The organism is Mesorhizobium sp. M9A.F.Ca.ET.002.03.1.2, from assembly GCF_003952365.1.
In the GTDB taxonomy this organism is placed as follows: Bacteria; Pseudomonadota; Alphaproteobacteria; order Rhizobiales; family Rhizobiaceae; genus Mesorhizobium.
Genome location: NZ_CP034443.1, coordinates 4,265,854 through 4,283,235 on the forward strand (window position 1 = coordinate 4,265,854; position 17,382 = coordinate 4,283,235).

Annotated in this window: 20 protein-coding genes and 1 tRNA gene; 9 read left to right on the plus strand and 12 right to left on the minus strand. The window is 61.4% G+C overall.

All coding sequences use genetic code 11. The features are described from left to right. Window positions 1–22: 22 nt before the first annotated feature. Entirely contained in the window at window positions 23–787 is a 765-nt protein-coding gene (locus tag EJ066_RS20455; RefSeq protein ID WP_126041085.1) for an arginyltransferase, read from the minus strand. Window positions 788–924: 137 nt separating this feature from the next. Then, window positions 925–1,395, minus strand: coding sequence for an RDD family protein (locus EJ066_RS20460; protein ID WP_126041088.1), 471 nt, complete (start codon window positions 1,393–1,395; stop codon window positions 925–927). A gap of 206 nt (window positions 1,396–1,601) precedes the next feature. Here EJ066_RS20460 and sthA point away from each other — a divergent pair, with 206 nt between their 5' ends. Further along, a complete protein-coding gene (sthA, locus tag EJ066_RS20465; protein WP_126043988.1) occupies window positions 1,602–2,990 on the plus strand; it encodes a Si-specific NAD(P)(+) transhydrogenase in 1,389 nt (462 codons plus the stop codon). 108 nt (window positions 2,991–3,098) lie between these two features. Here the strand turns inward: sthA and EJ066_RS20470 are convergent. From EJ066_RS20470 to EJ066_RS20480, 3 genes are all read right to left on the minus strand, one after another. Then, a tRNA-Arg gene (locus EJ066_RS20470) sits at window positions 3,099–3,204 on the minus strand. 7 nt (window positions 3,205–3,211) lie between these two features. Then, window positions 3,212–3,685: a helix-turn-helix domain-containing protein gene (locus EJ066_RS20475; RefSeq protein ID WP_126041090.1), complete on the minus strand. Its 474-nt coding sequence runs from the start codon at window positions 3,683–3,685 to the stop codon at window positions 3,212–3,214. Window positions 3,686–4,142: 457 nt separating this feature from the next. After that, window positions 4,143–4,814: an alpha/beta hydrolase gene (locus EJ066_RS20480; RefSeq protein ID WP_126041092.1), complete on the minus strand. Its 672-nt coding sequence runs from the start codon at window positions 4,812–4,814 to the stop codon at window positions 4,143–4,145. 207 nt (window positions 4,815–5,021) lie between these two features. On the opposite strand from EJ066_RS20480, the gene EJ066_RS20485 reads away from it, so the two are divergent. Next, the gene (locus tag EJ066_RS20485; RefSeq protein WP_126041094.1) at window positions 5,022–6,239 is read left to right on the plus strand and encodes an OpgC family protein; all 1,218 of its coding nucleotides are present in this window, start codon (window positions 5,022–5,024) and stop codon (window positions 6,237–6,239) included. A gap of 195 nt (window positions 6,240–6,434) precedes the next feature. Here the strand turns inward: EJ066_RS20485 and EJ066_RS20490 are convergent, their stop codons facing one another. Together EJ066_RS20490 and EJ066_RS20495 are read right to left on the minus strand one after the other, a co-directional pair. Beyond that, window positions 6,435–7,253 carry an alpha/beta hydrolase gene (locus EJ066_RS20490; protein WP_210211035.1) on the minus strand — a complete coding sequence of 273 codons (819 nt, stop codon included), beginning with the start codon at window positions 7,251–7,253 and terminating at the stop codon, window positions 6,435–6,437. Between the two features lie 336 nt (window positions 7,254–7,589). After that, window positions 7,590–8,672: a LacI family DNA-binding transcriptional regulator gene (locus EJ066_RS20495; protein WP_126041096.1), complete on the minus strand. Its 1,083-nt coding sequence runs from the start codon at window positions 8,670–8,672 to the stop codon at window positions 7,590–7,592. Between the two features lie 246 nt (window positions 8,673–8,918). Between EJ066_RS20495 and EJ066_RS20500 the strand changes: the two genes are divergently transcribed. Continuing rightward, window positions 8,919–9,062 (plus strand): hypothetical protein, encoded by a 144-nt coding sequence (locus EJ066_RS20500; protein WP_126041098.1) that lies wholly within the window; start codon window positions 8,919–8,921, stop codon window positions 9,060–9,062. A gap of 63 nt (window positions 9,063–9,125) precedes the next feature. Then, on the plus strand, window positions 9,126–9,275 hold the full coding sequence (locus tag EJ066_RS31485) for a hypothetical protein (protein WP_189644329.1): 150 nt from the start codon (window positions 9,126–9,128) through the stop codon (window positions 9,273–9,275). Between the two features lie 118 nt (window positions 9,276–9,393). Here the strand turns inward: EJ066_RS31485 and EJ066_RS20505 are convergent, their stop codons facing one another. From EJ066_RS20505 to EJ066_RS20515, 3 genes are all read right to left on the minus strand, one after another. Beyond that, window positions 9,394–9,768 carry a DUF423 domain-containing protein gene (locus EJ066_RS20505; protein WP_126041100.1) on the minus strand — a complete coding sequence of 125 codons (375 nt, stop codon included), beginning with the start codon at window positions 9,766–9,768 and terminating at the stop codon, window positions 9,394–9,396. A gap of 61 nt (window positions 9,769–9,829) precedes the next feature. Next, window positions 9,830–10,210 (minus strand): YkvA family protein, encoded by a 381-nt coding sequence (locus EJ066_RS20510; protein ID WP_126041102.1) that lies wholly within the window; start codon window positions 10,208–10,210, stop codon window positions 9,830–9,832. A gap of 66 nt (window positions 10,211–10,276) precedes the next feature. Continuing rightward, the gene (locus EJ066_RS20515) at window positions 10,277–11,536 is read right to left on the minus strand and encodes a multidrug efflux MFS transporter (protein WP_126041105.1); all 1,260 of its coding nucleotides are present in this window, start codon (window positions 11,534–11,536) and stop codon (window positions 10,277–10,279) included. A gap of 180 nt (window positions 11,537–11,716) precedes the next feature. On the opposite strand from EJ066_RS20515, the gene EJ066_RS20520 reads away from it, so the two are divergent. Further along, a complete protein-coding gene (locus EJ066_RS20520) occupies window positions 11,717–12,382 on the plus strand; it encodes a GntR family transcriptional regulator (RefSeq protein ID WP_126041107.1) in 666 nt (221 codons plus the stop codon). A 58-nt stretch (window positions 12,383–12,440) separates the two neighbouring features. Beyond that, on the plus strand, window positions 12,441–12,698 hold the full coding sequence (locus tag EJ066_RS20525; protein WP_126041109.1) for a DUF982 domain-containing protein: 258 nt from the start codon (window positions 12,441–12,443) through the stop codon (window positions 12,696–12,698). A gap of 309 nt (window positions 12,699–13,007) precedes the next feature. On the opposite strand, the gene EJ066_RS20535 is transcribed toward EJ066_RS20525, so the two are convergent. Continuing rightward, complete coding sequence (locus tag EJ066_RS20535) at window positions 13,008–13,160, minus strand: hypothetical protein (RefSeq protein ID WP_126041111.1); 153 nt, start codon at window positions 13,158–13,160, stop codon at window positions 13,008–13,010. 318 nt (window positions 13,161–13,478) lie between these two features. On the opposite strand from EJ066_RS20535, the gene EJ066_RS20540 reads away from it, so the two are divergent. The 3 genes from EJ066_RS20540 to EJ066_RS20550 all read left to right on the plus strand — a co-directional run bounded on the left by EJ066_RS20540 (window position 13,479) and on the right by EJ066_RS20550 (window position 16,279). Next, window positions 13,479–14,312 (plus strand): polysaccharide pyruvyl transferase family protein, encoded by an 834-nt coding sequence (locus EJ066_RS20540; RefSeq protein WP_126041113.1) that lies wholly within the window; start codon window positions 13,479–13,481, stop codon window positions 14,310–14,312. A 536-nt stretch (window positions 14,313–14,848) separates the two neighbouring features. Further along, entirely contained in the window at window positions 14,849–15,391 is a 543-nt protein-coding gene (locus EJ066_RS20545; RefSeq protein ID WP_126041118.1) for a methyltransferase domain-containing protein, read from the plus strand. 228 nt (window positions 15,392–15,619) lie between these two features. Next, window positions 15,620–16,279, plus strand: a complete 660-nt coding sequence (locus tag EJ066_RS20550; protein ID WP_189644330.1) for a TylF/MycF/NovP-related O-methyltransferase — start codon at window positions 15,620–15,622, stop codon at window positions 16,277–16,279. Between the two features lie 108 nt (window positions 16,280–16,387). Here the strand turns inward: EJ066_RS20550 and EJ066_RS20555 are convergent, their stop codons facing one another. Next, complete coding sequence (locus EJ066_RS20555) at window positions 16,388–17,368, minus strand: glycosyltransferase (protein ID WP_126041122.1); 981 nt, start codon at window positions 17,366–17,368, stop codon at window positions 16,388–16,390. Window positions 17,369–17,382: the final 14 nt, after the last annotated feature.

Consider the following 17,382-nt stretch of genomic DNA (forward strand, 5'->3'; position numbering starts at 1 on the left):
GGATGATTGGCGAGAGAGCGGATCAGCGCGAAACCGCTTCGTGGTCGTAGCGTTCCCAGCCTTTGGGGCCGAGATGCTCCTGCGGCATGAAGCGCATCTTATAGTTCATCTTGCGCGAGCCGTTGACCCAGTAGCCGAGATAGACATGGGGCAAGCCCATCGCCCTGGCGCGGGCGATGTGATCCAGGATCATGAAGGTGCCGAGCGAGCGGTCCTCGAAGTCCGGATTGAAGTAGGAATAAACCATCGACAGGCCGTCGGCCATCTTGTCGGTGAGGGCGACTGCGATCAGCTCGCCCTGGCCCTTGCCGGTGATGAAGGTGTCGGGGCCGCGGCGCCGGTATTCGATGACCTTGGTGTCGACATGGGTGTCCTCGACCATCATGGCGTAGTCGAGCACCGTCATGTCGGACATGCCGCCGCGGCGGTGGCGGGCATCGAGATAGCTGCGGAACAGCGAGTACTGCTCGGTGGAAGGTTGGGCGTCGTGCATGGCGCCGACGAGGTCCGAATTGCGCTGTATCACCCGCTTCATGTTGCGGCTGGTGGTGAATTCCTGGGCCAGGATGCGTACCGAAACGCAGGCGCGGCAGGTTTCGCAGGCCGGCCTGTAGGCGATGTTCTGCGACCGGCGGAAGCCGCCTTGCGTCAACAGGTCGTTCATCTCCGGCGCCTTGTCGCCGACCAGATGCGTGAACACCTTGCGCTCGAACTGGCCCTCAAGATACGGGCACGGTGACGGCGCGGTCAGGAAGAACTGCGGCGACTGGGTCGGATGGTGCGTCATCGAACCTTGGAAACACTCCTGCGAATCTCTCTACCTTTGGCGCGGACGGCGAAAAATTCAACAGGATTGTGAAAGCGCGGCCGACAGGATGCCTCATATTTGCGCATAAACGCTCGTGGGAACTCGGAAAAGCTGTCTCAGCGGTCGCTGCGGCTGACCACCGTGCCGAGCAGCAGGTCGTGCAGCGTGCGCTTGCGGTCGGCAAACAGCGTCACCAGAAGGACCAGCGGCGTCAGGATGACGTTGCCGGCCCAGAACAGCACCGAATGCACCACGGCCGTCAGCCCGTCGATGCGGGTGCCGTCCAGACGGTCGAGCCGGATCCCCATCATCTTCATGCCAGTCGTGGCCTGGTCGGCGCTGCCAAGCGTGTTCCAGATGTAGAGAATGGCGACGGCCGGCACGAGGACGGAAAACAGCATCCAGCCGAGGCCGAGCGTCAAGAGCCCAAGGAAGAACACCAGGATCGCGAACGGGATGGTGAGCAGCGCGACGATGCAATAGTCGACGATGAAGGCGAGGACACGCCGCGTGCGCACGCCGTCATAAGCCCTGATATCATCGAGCCTGGTGGTGATGATTTCGCCGTCGAGAACGCGCGCGTTCATGTCATTTCCTCGTAATCAGGCCCGGGATAGAGTGCGGGCCGCCTGGCCTTGAAATGGTGAAGTCTTGCGGCGGAATCAAGATCAAGCCTTTCCACGGCATACGATGGGAAGCGGCGCCGGGCGCAGCCTGAACCGGTTGAATTCGCAGCGCGGATGGCGTTAGTTTGCTGCAGCGCAACAAGAGTGCAGGCGAGGGGCGGGGCGACATGGACTATGACATGCTGGTCATCGGCAGCGGGCCTTCCGGGCGCCGTGCCGCGGTGCAGTCGGCCAAGCTCGGCAAATCCGTGCTGGTGGTGGACAGGGGCCGGCGTCTTGGCGGTGTTTCCGTGCACACCGGCACCATCCCGTCGAAGACGCTGCGGGAAACCGTGCTCAACCTCTCGGGCTGGCGCGAACGCGGCTTCTACGGGCGCGGCTACCGGGTCAAGCAGGACATTTCGGTCGGCGACCTGATCGAGCGCCTGCACAAGACGCTCGATCACGAGGTCGAGGTGCTGCAGCACCAGTTCATGCGCAACACGGTCAGGAGCGCGCGCGCCGCGGTCAAGTTTCTCGGCCCCAACAGAGCGAGCCTGACGACGGACGCCGGCGATTACAGCGAAGTCGGTTTCGCGCATGCGCTGATCGCGGTCGGCACCCGCCCGCACCGGCCGCGCGACGTGCCCTTCGACAAGACCCGTGTCTTCGACAGCGACGAGATGCTGGAACTCGAGCGCCTGCCGCGGACGCTGACGGTGATCGGCGGCGGCGTCATCGGCGTCGAATACGCGACGATCTTTTCGGCGCTCGACGTGCCGGTGACGCTGGTCGAGCCGCGCAACACCATCCTCGATTTCGTCGACCGCGAGATCGTCGACGATTTCATCCATCAGATGCGCGACCGCGGCATGACGATCCGGCTGGGCAGCGCCATCAAGGAGATCGCCTCGAAAGCCGACTACGCCGAGGTGACGCTCGCCGACGGCCGCACCATACGCTCGGAGATGGTGCTCTATGCCGCGGGACGCACCGGCAATGTCGGCGCGCTCGGCCTGGACGTGGTCGGCATCGAGGCCGATTCCAGGGGCCGCATCAAGGTCGATCCGCAGACCTTCCGGACCAGCGCGCCGAACATCTATGCCGCCGGCGACGTCATCGGCTTTCCGAGCCTCGCCTCCACCTCGATGGAACAGGGCAGGGTGGCCGCCTGCCACGCCTTCGGCGAGCCCTTGCCGCCGCCGCCGCAAACCTTTCCGTACGGCATCTACGCCGTGCCTGAGATCTCGACCGTTGGCCAGTCCGAGGAGCAGGTGCGCGAGAGCGGCGGCGCGTATGAGGTCGGCGTGGCGCGCTTCCGCGAGACCTCGCGCGGCCACATCATGGGCGTCAACACCGGCTTCCTGAAGCTTCTGTTCTCGATCGAAACGCGTCGGCTGCTTGGCGCGCATATCGTCGGCGAAGGCGCGACCGAACTGATCCATATCGGCCAGGCGGTCATCAATCTCGGCGGCACCGTCGATTTCTTCGTCAACAACACCTTCAACTATCCGACGCTGGCCGAAGCCTACAAGATCGCAGGGCTGGATGCCTGGAACCGGATGGGGCGGGGGTAGTTATCCCACGGCGGCTCGTTATGCATCTTGACGGCGCAGCGTAGCAAGCGAGCGAGCTGCGATGAGCAGCGGCGGGCACAGACACGGTGCTGGCCGGAAAAAGAAATTTGGGCGCGACGGCAGGACTTGAACCCGCGGCCTCCTCACCCATAGTAGGTGCGCTGTTTACTACTATGTCGAAGCGAGGCGCTCTATCCAGCTGAGCTACGTCGCGAATTTTGTTATTTGACCACGGAAAGCACGGGCTTCTTTCGTAGAATACGAGCTTTCTTTGCCGCCTTCGCCTGCTCGATCTCCTTCAGCTTCTCTTGCGCGTAAGGAGTGGCTGCGGCAATGAGCCCATCGAGTTTGTATATGTTCGGCATGCTGCCGTACTTTGTTTGACGGCGCTCCACGCGTTCAATCAAGTGCAGTTCCTCAAGCGCTTTGATACGTTTCTGGATTGTCCTCTCGGTGACGCCAAGCGCCGTGGCGATCGTGCCGACCGAAGGGCACGGAGGATTGTCTGCCTTCCACCAGTATTGGGTGAGGTGAAGGATGATGTTCATGTCGAGGGGATCGAGCCCGAGGGCGGCCTGCTTCTCGATAATAATGTTCGGAATGCCACTCCACCCGGCTGCCCATAGAGGCTTAGTCCATTTCTTTTCATTGACACGGAGCTTCTCGGTGTCGGATGGTTGTGCGGCTTTAGCCATGAGATCGTTTCCTATGCGGCTGTTCATCAGCTAAAGTCGGCTACGAAGAGCGGAAAATCAAGCGCTTGGGTCGCGAATGGGGATGTCATGTGATTCACCCGCCCCTGACCCTCAGGTCATGGGGGAGTGTTTTTGAGGACATCCGGCCGGGTGTCCGAAGACTCACCCAAATTAAGACTTGATATAAACGATATACAGTTTGCAGATTCGTTGATGTCAGATGCTATATAATCAAATGGGCCCCTGAACCACGGGACACCCGGTCAAGCCAGCACTACGTTGCGGTGCCACGCTGGACGCCGCCGCAGAATTGGCCACGGTTGTGCAAATCCTAGCCCATTGTAGCGCCGGCGGTCACAAAGCCCTGTTGCGAAAGCTGCCTTGCGCTGCTGATTGGCGGAGCGGAGGCCAGAGTCGCGGTCGAATGATGACGAACGCCGTGAGCTCGAACGCCCTGTCAGTCCGCTTGCGCAATGGCGATTGCTGGGCCTGCCAGCCATTGCCTGACGATTCCGGCATCCCGATCGCCGATCTCATGGCCGGAGGCAATGATGCGGGCGTCGACCTCGGCGCTATGCCGGCTGAGCAACGCGACCAGCGCCGGCGCGAAGGGCGCGTAGGTCAGGTCGACGGCGCCGGCAATGACCAGCACGCGCGCCTTGCCGAGGTCGGCCGGGGGCACGTCGTCCAGCACCGGCATCGGGCGCAGCAATACTGCCCGTTCGATGAGGCCGGAATGCAGCAGCATCACGGTCGAAACCAGGTTGGCGCCGTTCGAATAGCCGAGAAAAACCGTTCGGGAGAGATCGAGACCGTGGCGCTTCGCCGCCTCGGCGATGAAACCCGCGAAAGCGTCCGCCTCCGTGCGGATGCTCTGCTGTTCGAAGCGCGTCGGTGTGATCCGCCCGAACCAGCGGAAACCGTCCTCCTGGGCGATGCGGCCACGGACCGCCACCAGCACGGCGCGCGGTGCGATCTGCCGCGCCAGCGCCACCAGCGTCGTCTCGTCGACGCCGGATCCATGCAGCAGGAAAAGGCATTCGCCGCTCAAATCCACAGGTCGGTAAAGCCGGTAGGAAAACGCCAGGTCGCGCCGCAAAAAGCCATCTTCCGGAGGTTTTTCTGCCATGGTTGCATCCTTTTGATTTCATGCGATTTTTCTTAATTTGCCGGCTTCAAAACGGAATATTTTCGAGCCCCTACAAAGTTGATTGAACCGGGCGCATTTCAACCCGTTTTCCGCTGATATTCCTCCTGCGGCAGGAGTTGAAGCGTTGCGCCGGGCGGTCGCATCGAATCTCCGGGCATGAACAACCAGCTTTGAGGCCTTTTATCGATGACCATACCGATTTCGCAGGGACGGGATACGCGTATCCCGGATCGCAGCGCGCGTGTCCCGGATCGCGATACGCGTATTGACGTGTTCCGCGCTCTCGCTCTGCTGATCATATTTGTCGATCACGTGCCGGGCACCGTTTTCGAAACCTTGACCTACAAGAATTTCGGCTTTTCGGATGCCGCGGAGGCCTTCGTGCTGATCTCGGGCATGTCCGTCGCGCTCGCCTACGGCTCAAAGTTCCAGCCCGGAAACCGGCTCCTGGCGGCACTGAAATTATGGCGCCGCACCGGCGTGCTCTATATCGCCCACATCGTCACGACGATGGTGGTGGTGGCCATCTTCTGCGCGGCGGCGGTGTTCGCGAAGCGGCCGGAGATACTGACGATGATCAACATCGGGCCGTTGATCAGCAACGCCCCGCAAGCTTTGATCGGCATCGTCACACTTGGCCATCAGCTCGGCTACAACAACATCCTGCCGGTCTATTCAGTGCTGCTGCTGATGGCGCCGGCCTTCCTGCTCCTCGTCAGCTACAGGCCCCTGGCGGCGCTCGCACTCTCCGGAGTCCTGTGGCTGGTTGCCGGGATCTACCAGATCGCCCCGCCGAATTATCCGGAGTCCGGCTTCTGGTTCCTCAATCCGCTGTCGTGGCAGTTCCTCTTCACCATCGGCATGGCGGGCATGCTGCATGTCAGGCGCGGCGGCACCATTCCGGTCAACCGCTGGCTGGTCGGCGCGGCGGCAATCTATGTCGCCGGAGCGTTGGTCTGGGTGCACAGCCCGCTGTGGGGGCGGGTGTCGTGGCTGGATCTGCCCGTGGTGCTGACCGGCTTCGACAAAACGTTCCTGTCGCTGCCGAGGTTGCTGCACATCCTGGCCGTGAGCTACCTGGTGGTGGCCATTCCTTCTGTCTCGAACCTGTTCCGCACCAGCCGTGACCATCCGCTCGCCATATTGGGCAAGCGCTCGCTGCCGGTTTTCATCGCCGGCACGCTGATCGCCATGGCGGCGCAGGTGATGAAGCTGATCAACCCGGGCGGGTTTGCCTATGACAGCCTGCTGATATCAGCCGGCATCGCCATGCAGTTCGCGCTCGCCTATTATCTCGAATGGCTGTCGGGTATTGGCGGCAAGAGCAAGCCGGTCCGCAGCGAGGCGCCGGCTGTCCATGCGTCCTTCGGTGTAGGGGGCATGACGGCAAGTGCCAGCCTGTAGGGTCGAAACTCAATCCCGCACAAGGCGACCAAACCCGACAGCAGGAAGAGGGCGGTCTGGTGGGGCATTCGGCAGGAATGGCTGCCCCCGCCCAAGGTGCGCCAACCAGCGCGGCCCGATTGTCAGGATGCAGCGAGCCATCGAAGACATGCAGCGATTGGTCGCCGCCGGCGGCACCGAGAACGCGGTTCTGGCCTAGTTCAGCTTTGCCAGGAACGCGTTGATCGCGTCAGCACCTTGCTTTGGATGCTGGCACATCCACCAATGACCCGCCCCTTCCAGAACGGCAACCTTTGCCCCGGCGCGCTCGGCAGAACGGCGCGCGAGCGTCTCGCCGCCGCCATAGGAATCTTCCGTCGCGCTCAGCGCCAGGCCGGGTTTGGCGGCTGCCCGCGGCAAGCCGGTTCCGAGTTCGCACATCACCGGTTGAGCGGCTGATCTGTACAGTGCCAGGATTGCCCTGCCCATCTCCGCGTTCGCACCCGCCGCCACCTTTTCAGCGATCGTCGAGGTCATGCCCAAGCTCTCGTACCGCTTGGCTCTGGCCTCGGCCGGCGTGCCGACCATCTGCGCAACCGCCTGCTCGCCGATTTCCGGTGTCTGCCAGACCTGCGCCAGGTCGTGCCAGACGTAATCCGAGTCGAGCGCGCCCAGAACATCGGCCGTCCAAGACCGTATTAGGTCCGGGCGGTCCATTGCGATACGCATGACATGTCCCCCGCCCCAGTCATGCCCCACGAGATCGATCGGTTGCGCCAACTTCTCGAGTTCGCCGGCAAGCCAGTCGCGATAAGCATCAATGGAACAGTCGAAGCCGGCAGGGATGACGGACCCAAATCCGGGTGGAGACAGCCGAACAATGTCATCGTCGCGCAGATGCGGGATGAGATCGTCCCAGATCGCCTCCGTTTCCGGATTTCCATGAACGAGAACGATGGTCATCCCAAGCTTGTCCCCCAAAGAACATCTGTCGCACAACCGCTTGCAGTCGAAAACGCTGCTGCTGGCAAGCAAATAATAGCCCTGCGGCGAACACCTCGCGCTCGTCCAACTGTCTTGCCCACAGGGTCGATTGCACCCGACTATGGAACCAGCCAAATATATGCACAAGGGTCGAATGCCGCTTGGCAACTTTTCGCTCAATCGAGCCGTTTGTCGTGGTTATCGCAGACGACCGCGACGAGTCGCATCACGTCGTAGCGCAAAGGGCAGGTTTGGAGACGAGCCTCGAAGGTCAGGAAATGGCGCCACTTTCTTGTTCCCAATCGACGAGACGAATGGCAGCATTCCACCCCCATATTGGCCATCGGCGGTAGCCAACTGACTGGGTCTGCGCTCTAGCCGTCCGGCTCAAGCTGTTTTGGGCGGCGGTCCGGAAGATGCCCTGACGACAAGCTCGACGCCGAGCGTCTCGCGTCGCACCGTGCCGTCGAAATCGAGTATCGTTCGTGCCGCCCGGCGGCCGATCTCGGCGATCGGCTGGGCCACCGTGCTGAGCGGGGGATCGCAAAGCGCGGCGTCGGGCACGCCGTCGAAGCCGACGATGGAGACGTCGTCGGGAACCGCCATGCCGCGCGCGGCCAGCCACTCGATTGCGATCATGGCCATCCGGTCCGACATCGCCAGGATGGCCGTCGGCGGCTCCGCCGAGGCGAAGATCGTTTCGAGGCCGGCCCTTGTGCTGGCTTCGTCGTTTTCGGTCTCGTAGACCGGCACCCTGGCGGTATCGACGCCGAACCGGGAAAGCGCCTCGAAATAGCCGACGAGGCGATCGCGCGTGCCGGTATAGACGGCCGTGCGAACCTGCTCCGGCGTGACAAGGCCGGTGCTGTCGTCGGCGAAAGGCAGCGCCAGAACGGCGAAGCGCCGATGGCCAAGCTCGGCCAGATGGTGCGCCGCCAGGCGGGCGCCGGCGACATTGTCGACGCCGATCGCCGAAACGGTGTCGTCGTCGAAGCCGAGTTCAAGCGCGACAAAGGGGAGTTTGCGTTCGCGCGTCAGCTCGACAAGGCGTGAGCCGCCCTCGATGCAGAACAGGATGAAGCCGTCGACCAGCGCGCTCTGGACGTTCCAGGCAAGCTTCTCCTCATTGCCGGCGGACACCAGCGCTATTCCGGCGCCGGTGGCATCACAGGCCTCGGAAATCCCGGCCATCATCGTGCGGGCAAAGGGATCGTCGAAGAAATAGGACAGCGGCTCGGTCGTGGCGACGCCGATCGCGTTGACCTTGCCGGCGCGCAGCAGCCGGCCCTTGGGATCCGGACCCGCATAGCCCATCGCCTCGGCCGCCGCCTTGACCCGTTCGCGGACTTCCTCGCGCACGATCTCCGGACGGCTGAACACGTTGGAGGCGGTGCCGTGCGAAACCCCGGCGGCTTTGGCGATATCGGCCAGCCGGACGGGTCTTGCATTGCCTTCGGTGGATGACGCCATTTTTCTGCCTCCGGATTCCTGTCTAAGCAGGCATTCGTGGGCTGGCCCACGAATGCCTGCTTAGATTCTTTGTCTGTCGCAGGTTCCTATCGCAAAACCGTGGGACACTTTTGCGGAACCCTGCCTAGCACTTTCGTTGGATCGATTCAAATTTTTGCTTGACATCGGTGAGGCAGGGGTATATTTTTGAATCGATCCAAGTGTATCGCCAATTGTCGATTGGATCGATTCAGGAAGGAGAGCGCCATGCACCCCGTCAATTATCTGTTCGAAGACATTTATCGCAACGACTGGAGCATTACCTCGAACGCGGCGACCCGGAGACGTCGCGGCGGCGCCGGTCCGTGGGTTCGCGATCTGCGTTTTCTCGTGGAGCGCAAGCGGAGCTGATCGGCGGCGCGTTTTCATGCCTGTCGGTTGAATCGATTCAAGTTGAAAAAAGGGAACCAGCTCATGCATCCGATCCATCATCTGTTCGAAGACATCTATCGCAATTATTGGGGCATCTCGCCGGCCACCGACAGGCCGGAGCGGCGGCGCCTGACCAAGCCGGCCGCAGGCAATCGCGAGCTGCCGGTCCGGCCCGAGCGCCGGCAAGATTAACTGTCGTCCGATTGCCCGTTGTTGGCGGAAACGGGACCCGGCCGTTTGCCGCAAGCGCCGCACCTTGAGCGGGGAGCCATGCCAACTGAAACTCCCTCGATGAGTGCGGGATGCCGCCTCAGGAACGTGGGCGCACCAGCGCCGAGGCTGCAACCGCCAGCCAGCCGGCGATGAGCAAGGTGCCGCCGATCGGCGCCGACATCGGGAACAGCCGCGAGCCGAGGAAGTCCCGGGCGAGGAGATCACCACAAAACAACACAAGCCCGACAAGCAGGACAAGGCTTGCGGTTCGCAGGATCCGGTTTGCGCCGACGAGGCCGACGGCAAGAAAGACCGGCGCATGCATGAGCAGGAAGGACGCGACCATGCCGACGAATGCGCCGCCCAGATGCGCCGCCGCGGCGGAGAGCGCCACGCCGGCCGCGCCGCACAGGCCGCTGGCGAAAACGAGGATGCGGCCGCTGCCGCTTGCTGGTTGCTCGGCCGTGCTCATTGGGATCCTCCGTGAGTTGCCAGACGACGGGTGTGGCTTCAAAAATGTCTCGGTTTGACGTTCAGCCGGTGAAGTAGCGATAGCCGAGCCACGCAGCCAGTGCGACCGATACGCCCCAGACGCAGGCGATCACCATTGCGGCGGTGCGACTCACCGGGCGCTCCGCGGCCAGCGCGGCGGCGGCTCGATGTTCGGCCATGACCTCCGGCGGAATCATCTTCATCACAGCCAGAATGCCGAGCGGCACGATTATCGCGTCATCGAGATATCCCAGCACCGGTATGAAGTCGGGAATAAGGTCGATGGGCGACAGTGCATATCCGGCAACGCATAGCGCCAGCGCCTTTGCGTACCAAGGCGTGCGAGGATCGCCGGCTGCGAGGTAGACGGCATGCGCGTCTCGCTTGACGGCGCGTGCCCAGTCTTTCAGCTTGCTGTTCATCGAACGGGTTTATCAGCAAAAAAAGATGACGGCCGACAATTCAATCTGCGACACTGCCGAACCGTGTCACGACTCGCCAGCTTGCACCAGCATGTCGCGCGCGCGGCGCGACTGGACCAGCCAGTTATACGCCGCTCCGCCCGCCATCAGCACGGATGTGCCGAGAAACACCGCGCGCATGCCGAAATGACCGCCGACGAAGCCGCCGAGCAGGGGGCCGGCGACCTGTCCGACATACTGCGCCGAGATCGACAGGCCGAGCACATTGCCGCCGACGCCGTCCGGAACATTGTGGCGGATGACGCTGGTGATGCAGGGCAGGAGGCCGCCGAGCGCCAGCCCCATTAGGAAACGCAGGCCGACGAGCTGCCAGCCCTGCGTGACGAAGGCCTGCGGGATCAGGAGCAGCGCCGAGACGGCAAGCGCCCCGACGATGACGTTCCAGTGGCCGACGCGGTCGGCGAGCTTGCCGAGACGCGAGGCCGACAGGATGGCGCCAAGCGCCGCCGCCGACATGACGACGCCGGAGGTCAGTGTTAACAGGCTTTGATCCTCGATGAGCTGCTGGACATAGACCGTGATGATCGGCTCGATCGACATGGTGGCGAAGCTCAACAGCATGCCGGTCGCCAGCATGGCGACGATCGGGCGCTTGTCGGGAATCTGCGCCCAGCCGCCTTGCCGCTTCTCGGTCGATGCTGATGTGTCGATTGCCGGGCGAGGGTTCTCCTTGATGAGAAAAGTCGTTGCCAGGAACGCCAGGAAAATGACGCCGCCGGCGAGCAGGAAGGTGGCGCGGATGCCGATCAGGGGCGGCAGCGCGCCGCCGAGCAGGGGACCGACGAGGGCGCCGGCCGTAATGCCGGCCGACAGCACGCCGAGCGCCCAGCCGGACCGGTCCTTCGGCGTCTGCATGGCGACGAGAATGGTCGAACCTGAGGAATAGCCGCCGGCGAAGCCGATCAGCAGGCGCAGCAGCACCAATTGCCAGACAGTCTCCACCATGCCGGTCAGCGACATGCAGATGGCCATGCCGAAACTGGCGCGCACCAGCATCAGCTTGCGGCCGTAGCGATCGCCCAGCCGTCCCCACAGAGGCGCCACAAGTGCTGCGGCAAAGAAGGTGGCGCCATAGGCGATGCCGGACCACTGCACGATCGCCGCGTGCCCCTCGGCACCCAGCTGCTCGACATAAAGCGGCAGGAAGGGCAGCAGCAGGGTCATCGCGATCAGCGTGCTGAACGAGCCGGCGAAGCACACGGCGAGATTGCGCCGCCAGTGGATGTTGTGGGCGCCTTGCGGGGCAGGGGTGCTTTGTTGCGGCATGTCGTCCTGTCCGGCCAGCTCGTATGAAAACTTGCTCCGGATACCATTTTGGGATACCAATCTGGTATCCGTCATGGACGCAAGCCCGGCCACTGTCAATGCGGCCCGCTCGAACGTGATTGGCAAAACTGTAGTCAGCGAGCCGATCGCCAGCAAAACAGCGGAAAAACGGAAACCACGATGTCGCAGATGCAGAATGTCGAAATTGGGCTTCGCGAGATGATCCTCGGCCTCGAGGTCGGTCCGGGCGAGCGGCTGACGGAACGCTGGATCGAAGGCCGCTTCGGCGCCTCGCGCACGCCGGTCAGGGCAGCATTGCTACGGCTCGAGACGGAAGGTCTGGTCTGCCGCGACGGCCGCGGCTGGACGGTGTCGCCCATCAACCTCGCCGAGCTCGAGCAGATCGCCGTCTACCGCGAAGCGGTCGAGGTCGCGGCACTCAGGCTGACCTGTGCCCTGGAGGACAGGGGCGCCGTCGACCTCCTCGAGGCGATGCTGGACTCCTGCGACGCCGGCACCCCTCGCGAGGAATGGCACCGCGTCGGCATGGATTTTCACATCGAGCTGGCGCGCCTGTCCGGCAACGAGTTCCTGTTCAGGGCGGTCCGCGATGCGATGACGAGGCTGTCGCGCGCGCGCTGGCTGGAGGTTCGCGACGAGGCGGCACTCGGTCGTGCCTGGGCCGAACATCATGCCATTCTGGCGGCGGTGCGGGCCGGCGATGCCGGCGAGGCAGCGCGCCGGCTTTCGGCTCATATCGTCGGCAGCCGCGACCGGCTGGTGACATCATTGCACAATGACCGGCGCGGCCTGCGCGCCAGGGGATTCGCCGTCGTCGCGGCCTGATTGCGGAGGCAACCACTTTGGCCCTCGCTTCGCGAGCGCCGATGGCGTAAGAGCGGCGATGGAAAACAACCGATTTGCAACACTCGTGACCGTCAAGGGCACGGCGGGAACCAATCAGCTCTTGCGTACGGTGCGCGAGGCTTCCGATTACCTCCTCAACAACTGGCCCGGCAAGCGCAGTCCAAAGCATCGCGAAGGGCTGCAGGCCTGCCATGATGCGCTGGCCGGCGACAAACCGGCCATGACCGCAAGGCGCGCCTTCATCGCCGCCGCGCGCGAAGTGAACGTCTTCGTCAGCGACAAGGCGCCGGCCTGAAGGCACAGCGAAATCCGGTCCGCCTCGCGGGCCGGATACCGTTTTACTCTGGGCAAATCGCTTCAGGTTTGCGCTGCCCCTCATTGCCCTGCCGGGCATTTCTCCCCGGACGGGGAGAAAGACGCCTTCGCAAGGGATTTCGCTAATCTGCAGCGTTGCGGAAAGCGTGCCAAGTTTGCGGCCAGCCCCCTTCGCCCCGTCACTATACGGGGAGAAGGTGCCGGCAGGCGGGACGGCGCCGACTTCGACAGTGGGGCATTCCAACATGAGTTGGAGCTATCTCTTGTCTGATGCGATTGCCCTGCAGTTCTACTCTGCCGTTTCAGTCTCGGGCTTGGTCTCGTCCTCGGGCTTCGAACGTTCCTTGGCTGCGGCCTTGGCCGCCAGCTTTTCCGCCTTCTTGGCGGCCTTCTGCCGGTCGCGTTCCTTGCGTTCCTGGCCGTAATTCGGTGCTCGCGCCATATCTCTTCCTTTCACGATCCTGAAGGCTCTTGAGCCCTGCCTAGGAGCATTGGGCTGCAAATACAACACCGCAAAGGCCGATCGGCTCCATGGATGGCCGGCAGGGACCGGCTCCACGCGGTTCCGCAATGCCATGCGCGATAACGCACCGCAGGCGCTGTTCCATCGCAGGCTCGCCGGGCTGCATCAGTCCGCGCGCCTTAACTCCGAGCGAGGTAATTGATGTTGATCTCCGCATTCATCAGGCGTAACGGGACCGCGGGATTCTTTATGCTTCGGGGGTTGTGAACAGAATGCGTCGAGGGTTGAGAACAGAGAATGAATATCGCACTGCTGAATTATCCTAACACCAACAACATCGGCGATAATATACAAACGCTCGCTGTCGCGCAGCATATCGATCAGGAATACAGCCTGGTCGACCGTGACTTCTTGCATCGATATGATGGCGAGCCGTGCGTCGTCCTCATGAACGGCTGGTTCACGCACGAGCCGCAGAACTGGCCACCTGCGCCAGCGATCACGCCGATCTTCTTCGGCTTTCATCTGACCCCGAAGGTCGCGTCCGTGTTCGAAAAGCATAAGGCATATTTCGAGCGCTTTGCGCCAATCGGATGCCGTGATCAGGCGACGGCCGATATCGTCAAGTCATGGGGTGTCGATGCCTATGTGAGCGGCTGCGCGACGATGACATTCCCGGCCCGAAAGAAGGAACCTGCCGAGCCGAAGGTGATCCTCGTGGATCAGAAACGGCGCCACTTCGCGCGGTCGGAGCGCAAGCGGGCTAGCCAGATCGGGCACATTTTGCCGTTTCCGATGGCGAGCGAAGTCAAATTTGAGGCGGCAAGGAACCTGCTCGACTTCTACCGACTCAATGCGGGCTTGGTCGTCACTAGCCGCATTCACAGCGCCATGCCTTGCGCAGCGATGGGCATCCCGGTCGTTTATACCGGTCGTCGCGACGGCCGGACTGCGGTCATCGACCTGATCGGTATCCCGTCGGTTCGAACAAAATTGTTCCCGCGCACGCGCATCGAAAGCTTACCTGTACGCCAACCGGCATTCGATGACGTGAAGAAGCGCATTACCAGCGACCTTCACGCACGTTTAGAAGCCCATGGCTTGAAGGTGAAAGTTCCGACGTCGCTTTAGCTGCCAGCGAAGCTTTACGGTGAGGTTGGCGTTTTAACGGCTTGTTGCGAAGGCGGGCGGCCTCGGTCCTGTTGAGCATCATCTTCTTGTTCGCCTCTGCGCGGCTCGTATCGGTCGGCTTGTGTCAAATATGTCGCTCAGGCAATTTACGATGCTATTTGCGAAATGGACGGCTCTGCCTGTAGCAGGACAAGACGCCATTGCGATGGAATTCAGTATCTCTTGTCTTTGATGTGCATTGACGGCTTTTTTTAACTGCGCGCGCTCGCCATCTGGCCGCGAGAATTGACACGCCCGCGCTTCTTGGTCGCAAAAACTGCAAGCCACCCAAGACCATTGAGCTCAGGCGGCATTGATGGCGATGAAGGCTGGCGTTTTACAGTTAGCTAAATTAGCAGATGACCAGGGCGTTGTTGCCGCGGCCGTTCATGTCGATCGTGTATTCTGATGGCGACGATTTTTATATTTCGCTCCCATCTTGCCTCTGACGTGGAACTAGGGCCTATGTTCACGCGATGCTGGCTAGGGGGTGAAAGATGCAGACAGATATTGATGAATGGCGCAGCGTAGCAGTCGGGGCACAGCCCGATTGGGAATTCAGGGCAGGTATCATCGCAAAGCTGATCCGAGCGACAGACACCGTTCTCGACATAGGTGCGGGCGATCAGAAGCTGAAGAAGTTCATTTCCCCTGCCAGTACGTATGTGCCGGTCGATTGCGTCAATGATCTTCCTGGAACCTTTGTCGTGGACTTCAACAAGGAGTTCAGGCTACCAAACGTACCTTTCAATGTTGTCGTTTGCGCGGGATCGCTCGAATATATCAATGATCTGGCCGAATTTTTCCGGGCACTTGCCGCGCATGCGCCGGGCCGCCAAGTGATCTTCACATACTTTCTTAACCCGCAGAAGTGGCGACGCGCCGGCATGAAAGTACATAACAACTTCGCGACCGGCGACGCTCTCCTAATCACACATCGATTTTGCGCTCTCACACGTCGACATCGTGGCAACGCGCGGGGACACGATCTTCGTCAGCGCCACGCTGTCTGCCGGTGGCGGTGTTCAATGGATCAATGACCGACCGATTACCGATTTCCTTTTTACCGAGCACGGAATCAAGAAATTTATGGCAAAGGCCGCCCGATCCGTGCGCAAAAGGCGTAATGCCATCGGCAGGATGCTGAAATAGCGGCCGGTATTCTGGCAGTCTTCACTGCGCTTGCAAATCGCTAGGCTGCTGCCTAGCTTCGCACGATGCTGTCAGGACTGACTCGACGCTTACTGAAGAATGCAAACGGGCTTAGAGTGCCGGCCGTCGCCCGCTCGGTGCAGCGCGCTCGGCTGACGTATCTTTCGGACGCAAAGTTTATCAGCCTCCGGGACGCTATCAGGCAGGTAAGGCGTGAAAAGGTCCCCGGCGACTTCATCGAATACGGTATCGCACTCGGTGGCTCGGCCATCTACATCGCGTCCGAGCTCGACGGCGACCGTCATTTCCACGGCTACGATGTGTTTGGCATGATTCCGAGCCCGACCGAACAGGACGATGAAAAATCCAAGGCCCGTTACGAGACCATCCGATCGGGACGATCCAGGGGCATTGGCGGTGACACGTATTACGGGTATCAAGGCGATCTGTTCGACAAGGTGAGTGCCAGCTTCACGGACTTTGGCGTCCCGGTCGATGGCGAAAGGATCGTCTTTCACAAGGGCCTGTTCGAAGACACGGTGCACTTTCATCCGAAAAGCAGGATAGCGTTGGCCCATCTCGATTGCGATTGGCATGATCCGGTCAAGTTCTGCCTTGAGCGGACCCTAGAGGTGTTGAGCCTAGGCGGGCTCATGATCCTTGACGACTACAACGACTACGGCGGATGCCGGACGGCGACCGATCAATTCCTTGCAGGCCGTGCTGACTGCCGTCTGATACGAACGCTCCCTCATGCCGTGGTCCAGCGATCATAGGCCCGCACCGTCATTTCCGTGCTCGGCGTTGCGCGACCCGCTGAAGTGCCCGTGTTCATTGACGTTGTTTGGAAGGCTAACCGGAGGGTGCCGAGGCGGCGTGCGTTTTTACCTTTCAATTCCCGAAACGCGCTCGGGATATCGCACGGCCATCATCAACCGATCCGCGTGGTCCGCAAAAATCCTGCTGGTCTCTTCAGCGTCGAACAGGGATCTTCGCCGGAGTTTCTCGTCGTTGGCGAGGAAACCCATTATGCCATCAAGCTTTCTGGTAAACCGTTTGAGGGCGAACCGCGTATGCCGGGCGAAATGACCTGCCCAAGGCGTGTCCTTTGCGAGTTGGCGATAGATGGCCAACGCCTCCAACTCGACACCTATCGGGCGGTTCGACCAGGGCTTGCCACGCGTGAAATGACGCGCAAATGCCTTGTCGAATCGTACCTGGCTGTTGAAATTCGTCATGAGGTTCCAGTATGGGTGCATCGTCTGCCATCTGTCTTCAAAAGCGACATTGAGTGCACCCTGGTCCATTTCATCGATGCGCTGCGAGGCGAGTTCTCGGGTCCTCTGCAATAGACCCTCTCGCCGCACCATGGGCATGTTGAACACCAGCACGCCCGCATTGAATTTCGGCGCGCCGGGCTTCATCGGCAGGCGCCGGCGATACTTCGTGTCGAAATAGCATTGCTCATCATGAGCGGCCAATAATGGCGCCTGCAGTTGTGTGTGGGCGAGGTCGGCTATCGATCGATTGAAGAGTACGTCGCTGTCGGCATAGACGATGTGATCGTAGGGCTCGAATTCAGGCAATTGATCCGCGAACAGCCTGATATAGGTCGCCAAGCTCAGATGGCCCGGATTAAAATTCGTTGCTTCCATGAACTTCGACACGTCAAGGATACTGACCGCGGAGCCCAGTAAGCGTTCACCGACCTCCAAGTCTTTTGCGCCGACACCAGTCTGAAGAAGAAAGCCCTTGATAGGACCGGATACGTCCAACACACGTCGCGCGGCTAAGCAGGCGTACGGGAAATAGTTATGATCGGCAGCGAAAAAGAAACACGGATTTTGCGACATATTTTGCGACATATATTGTGAGCGCC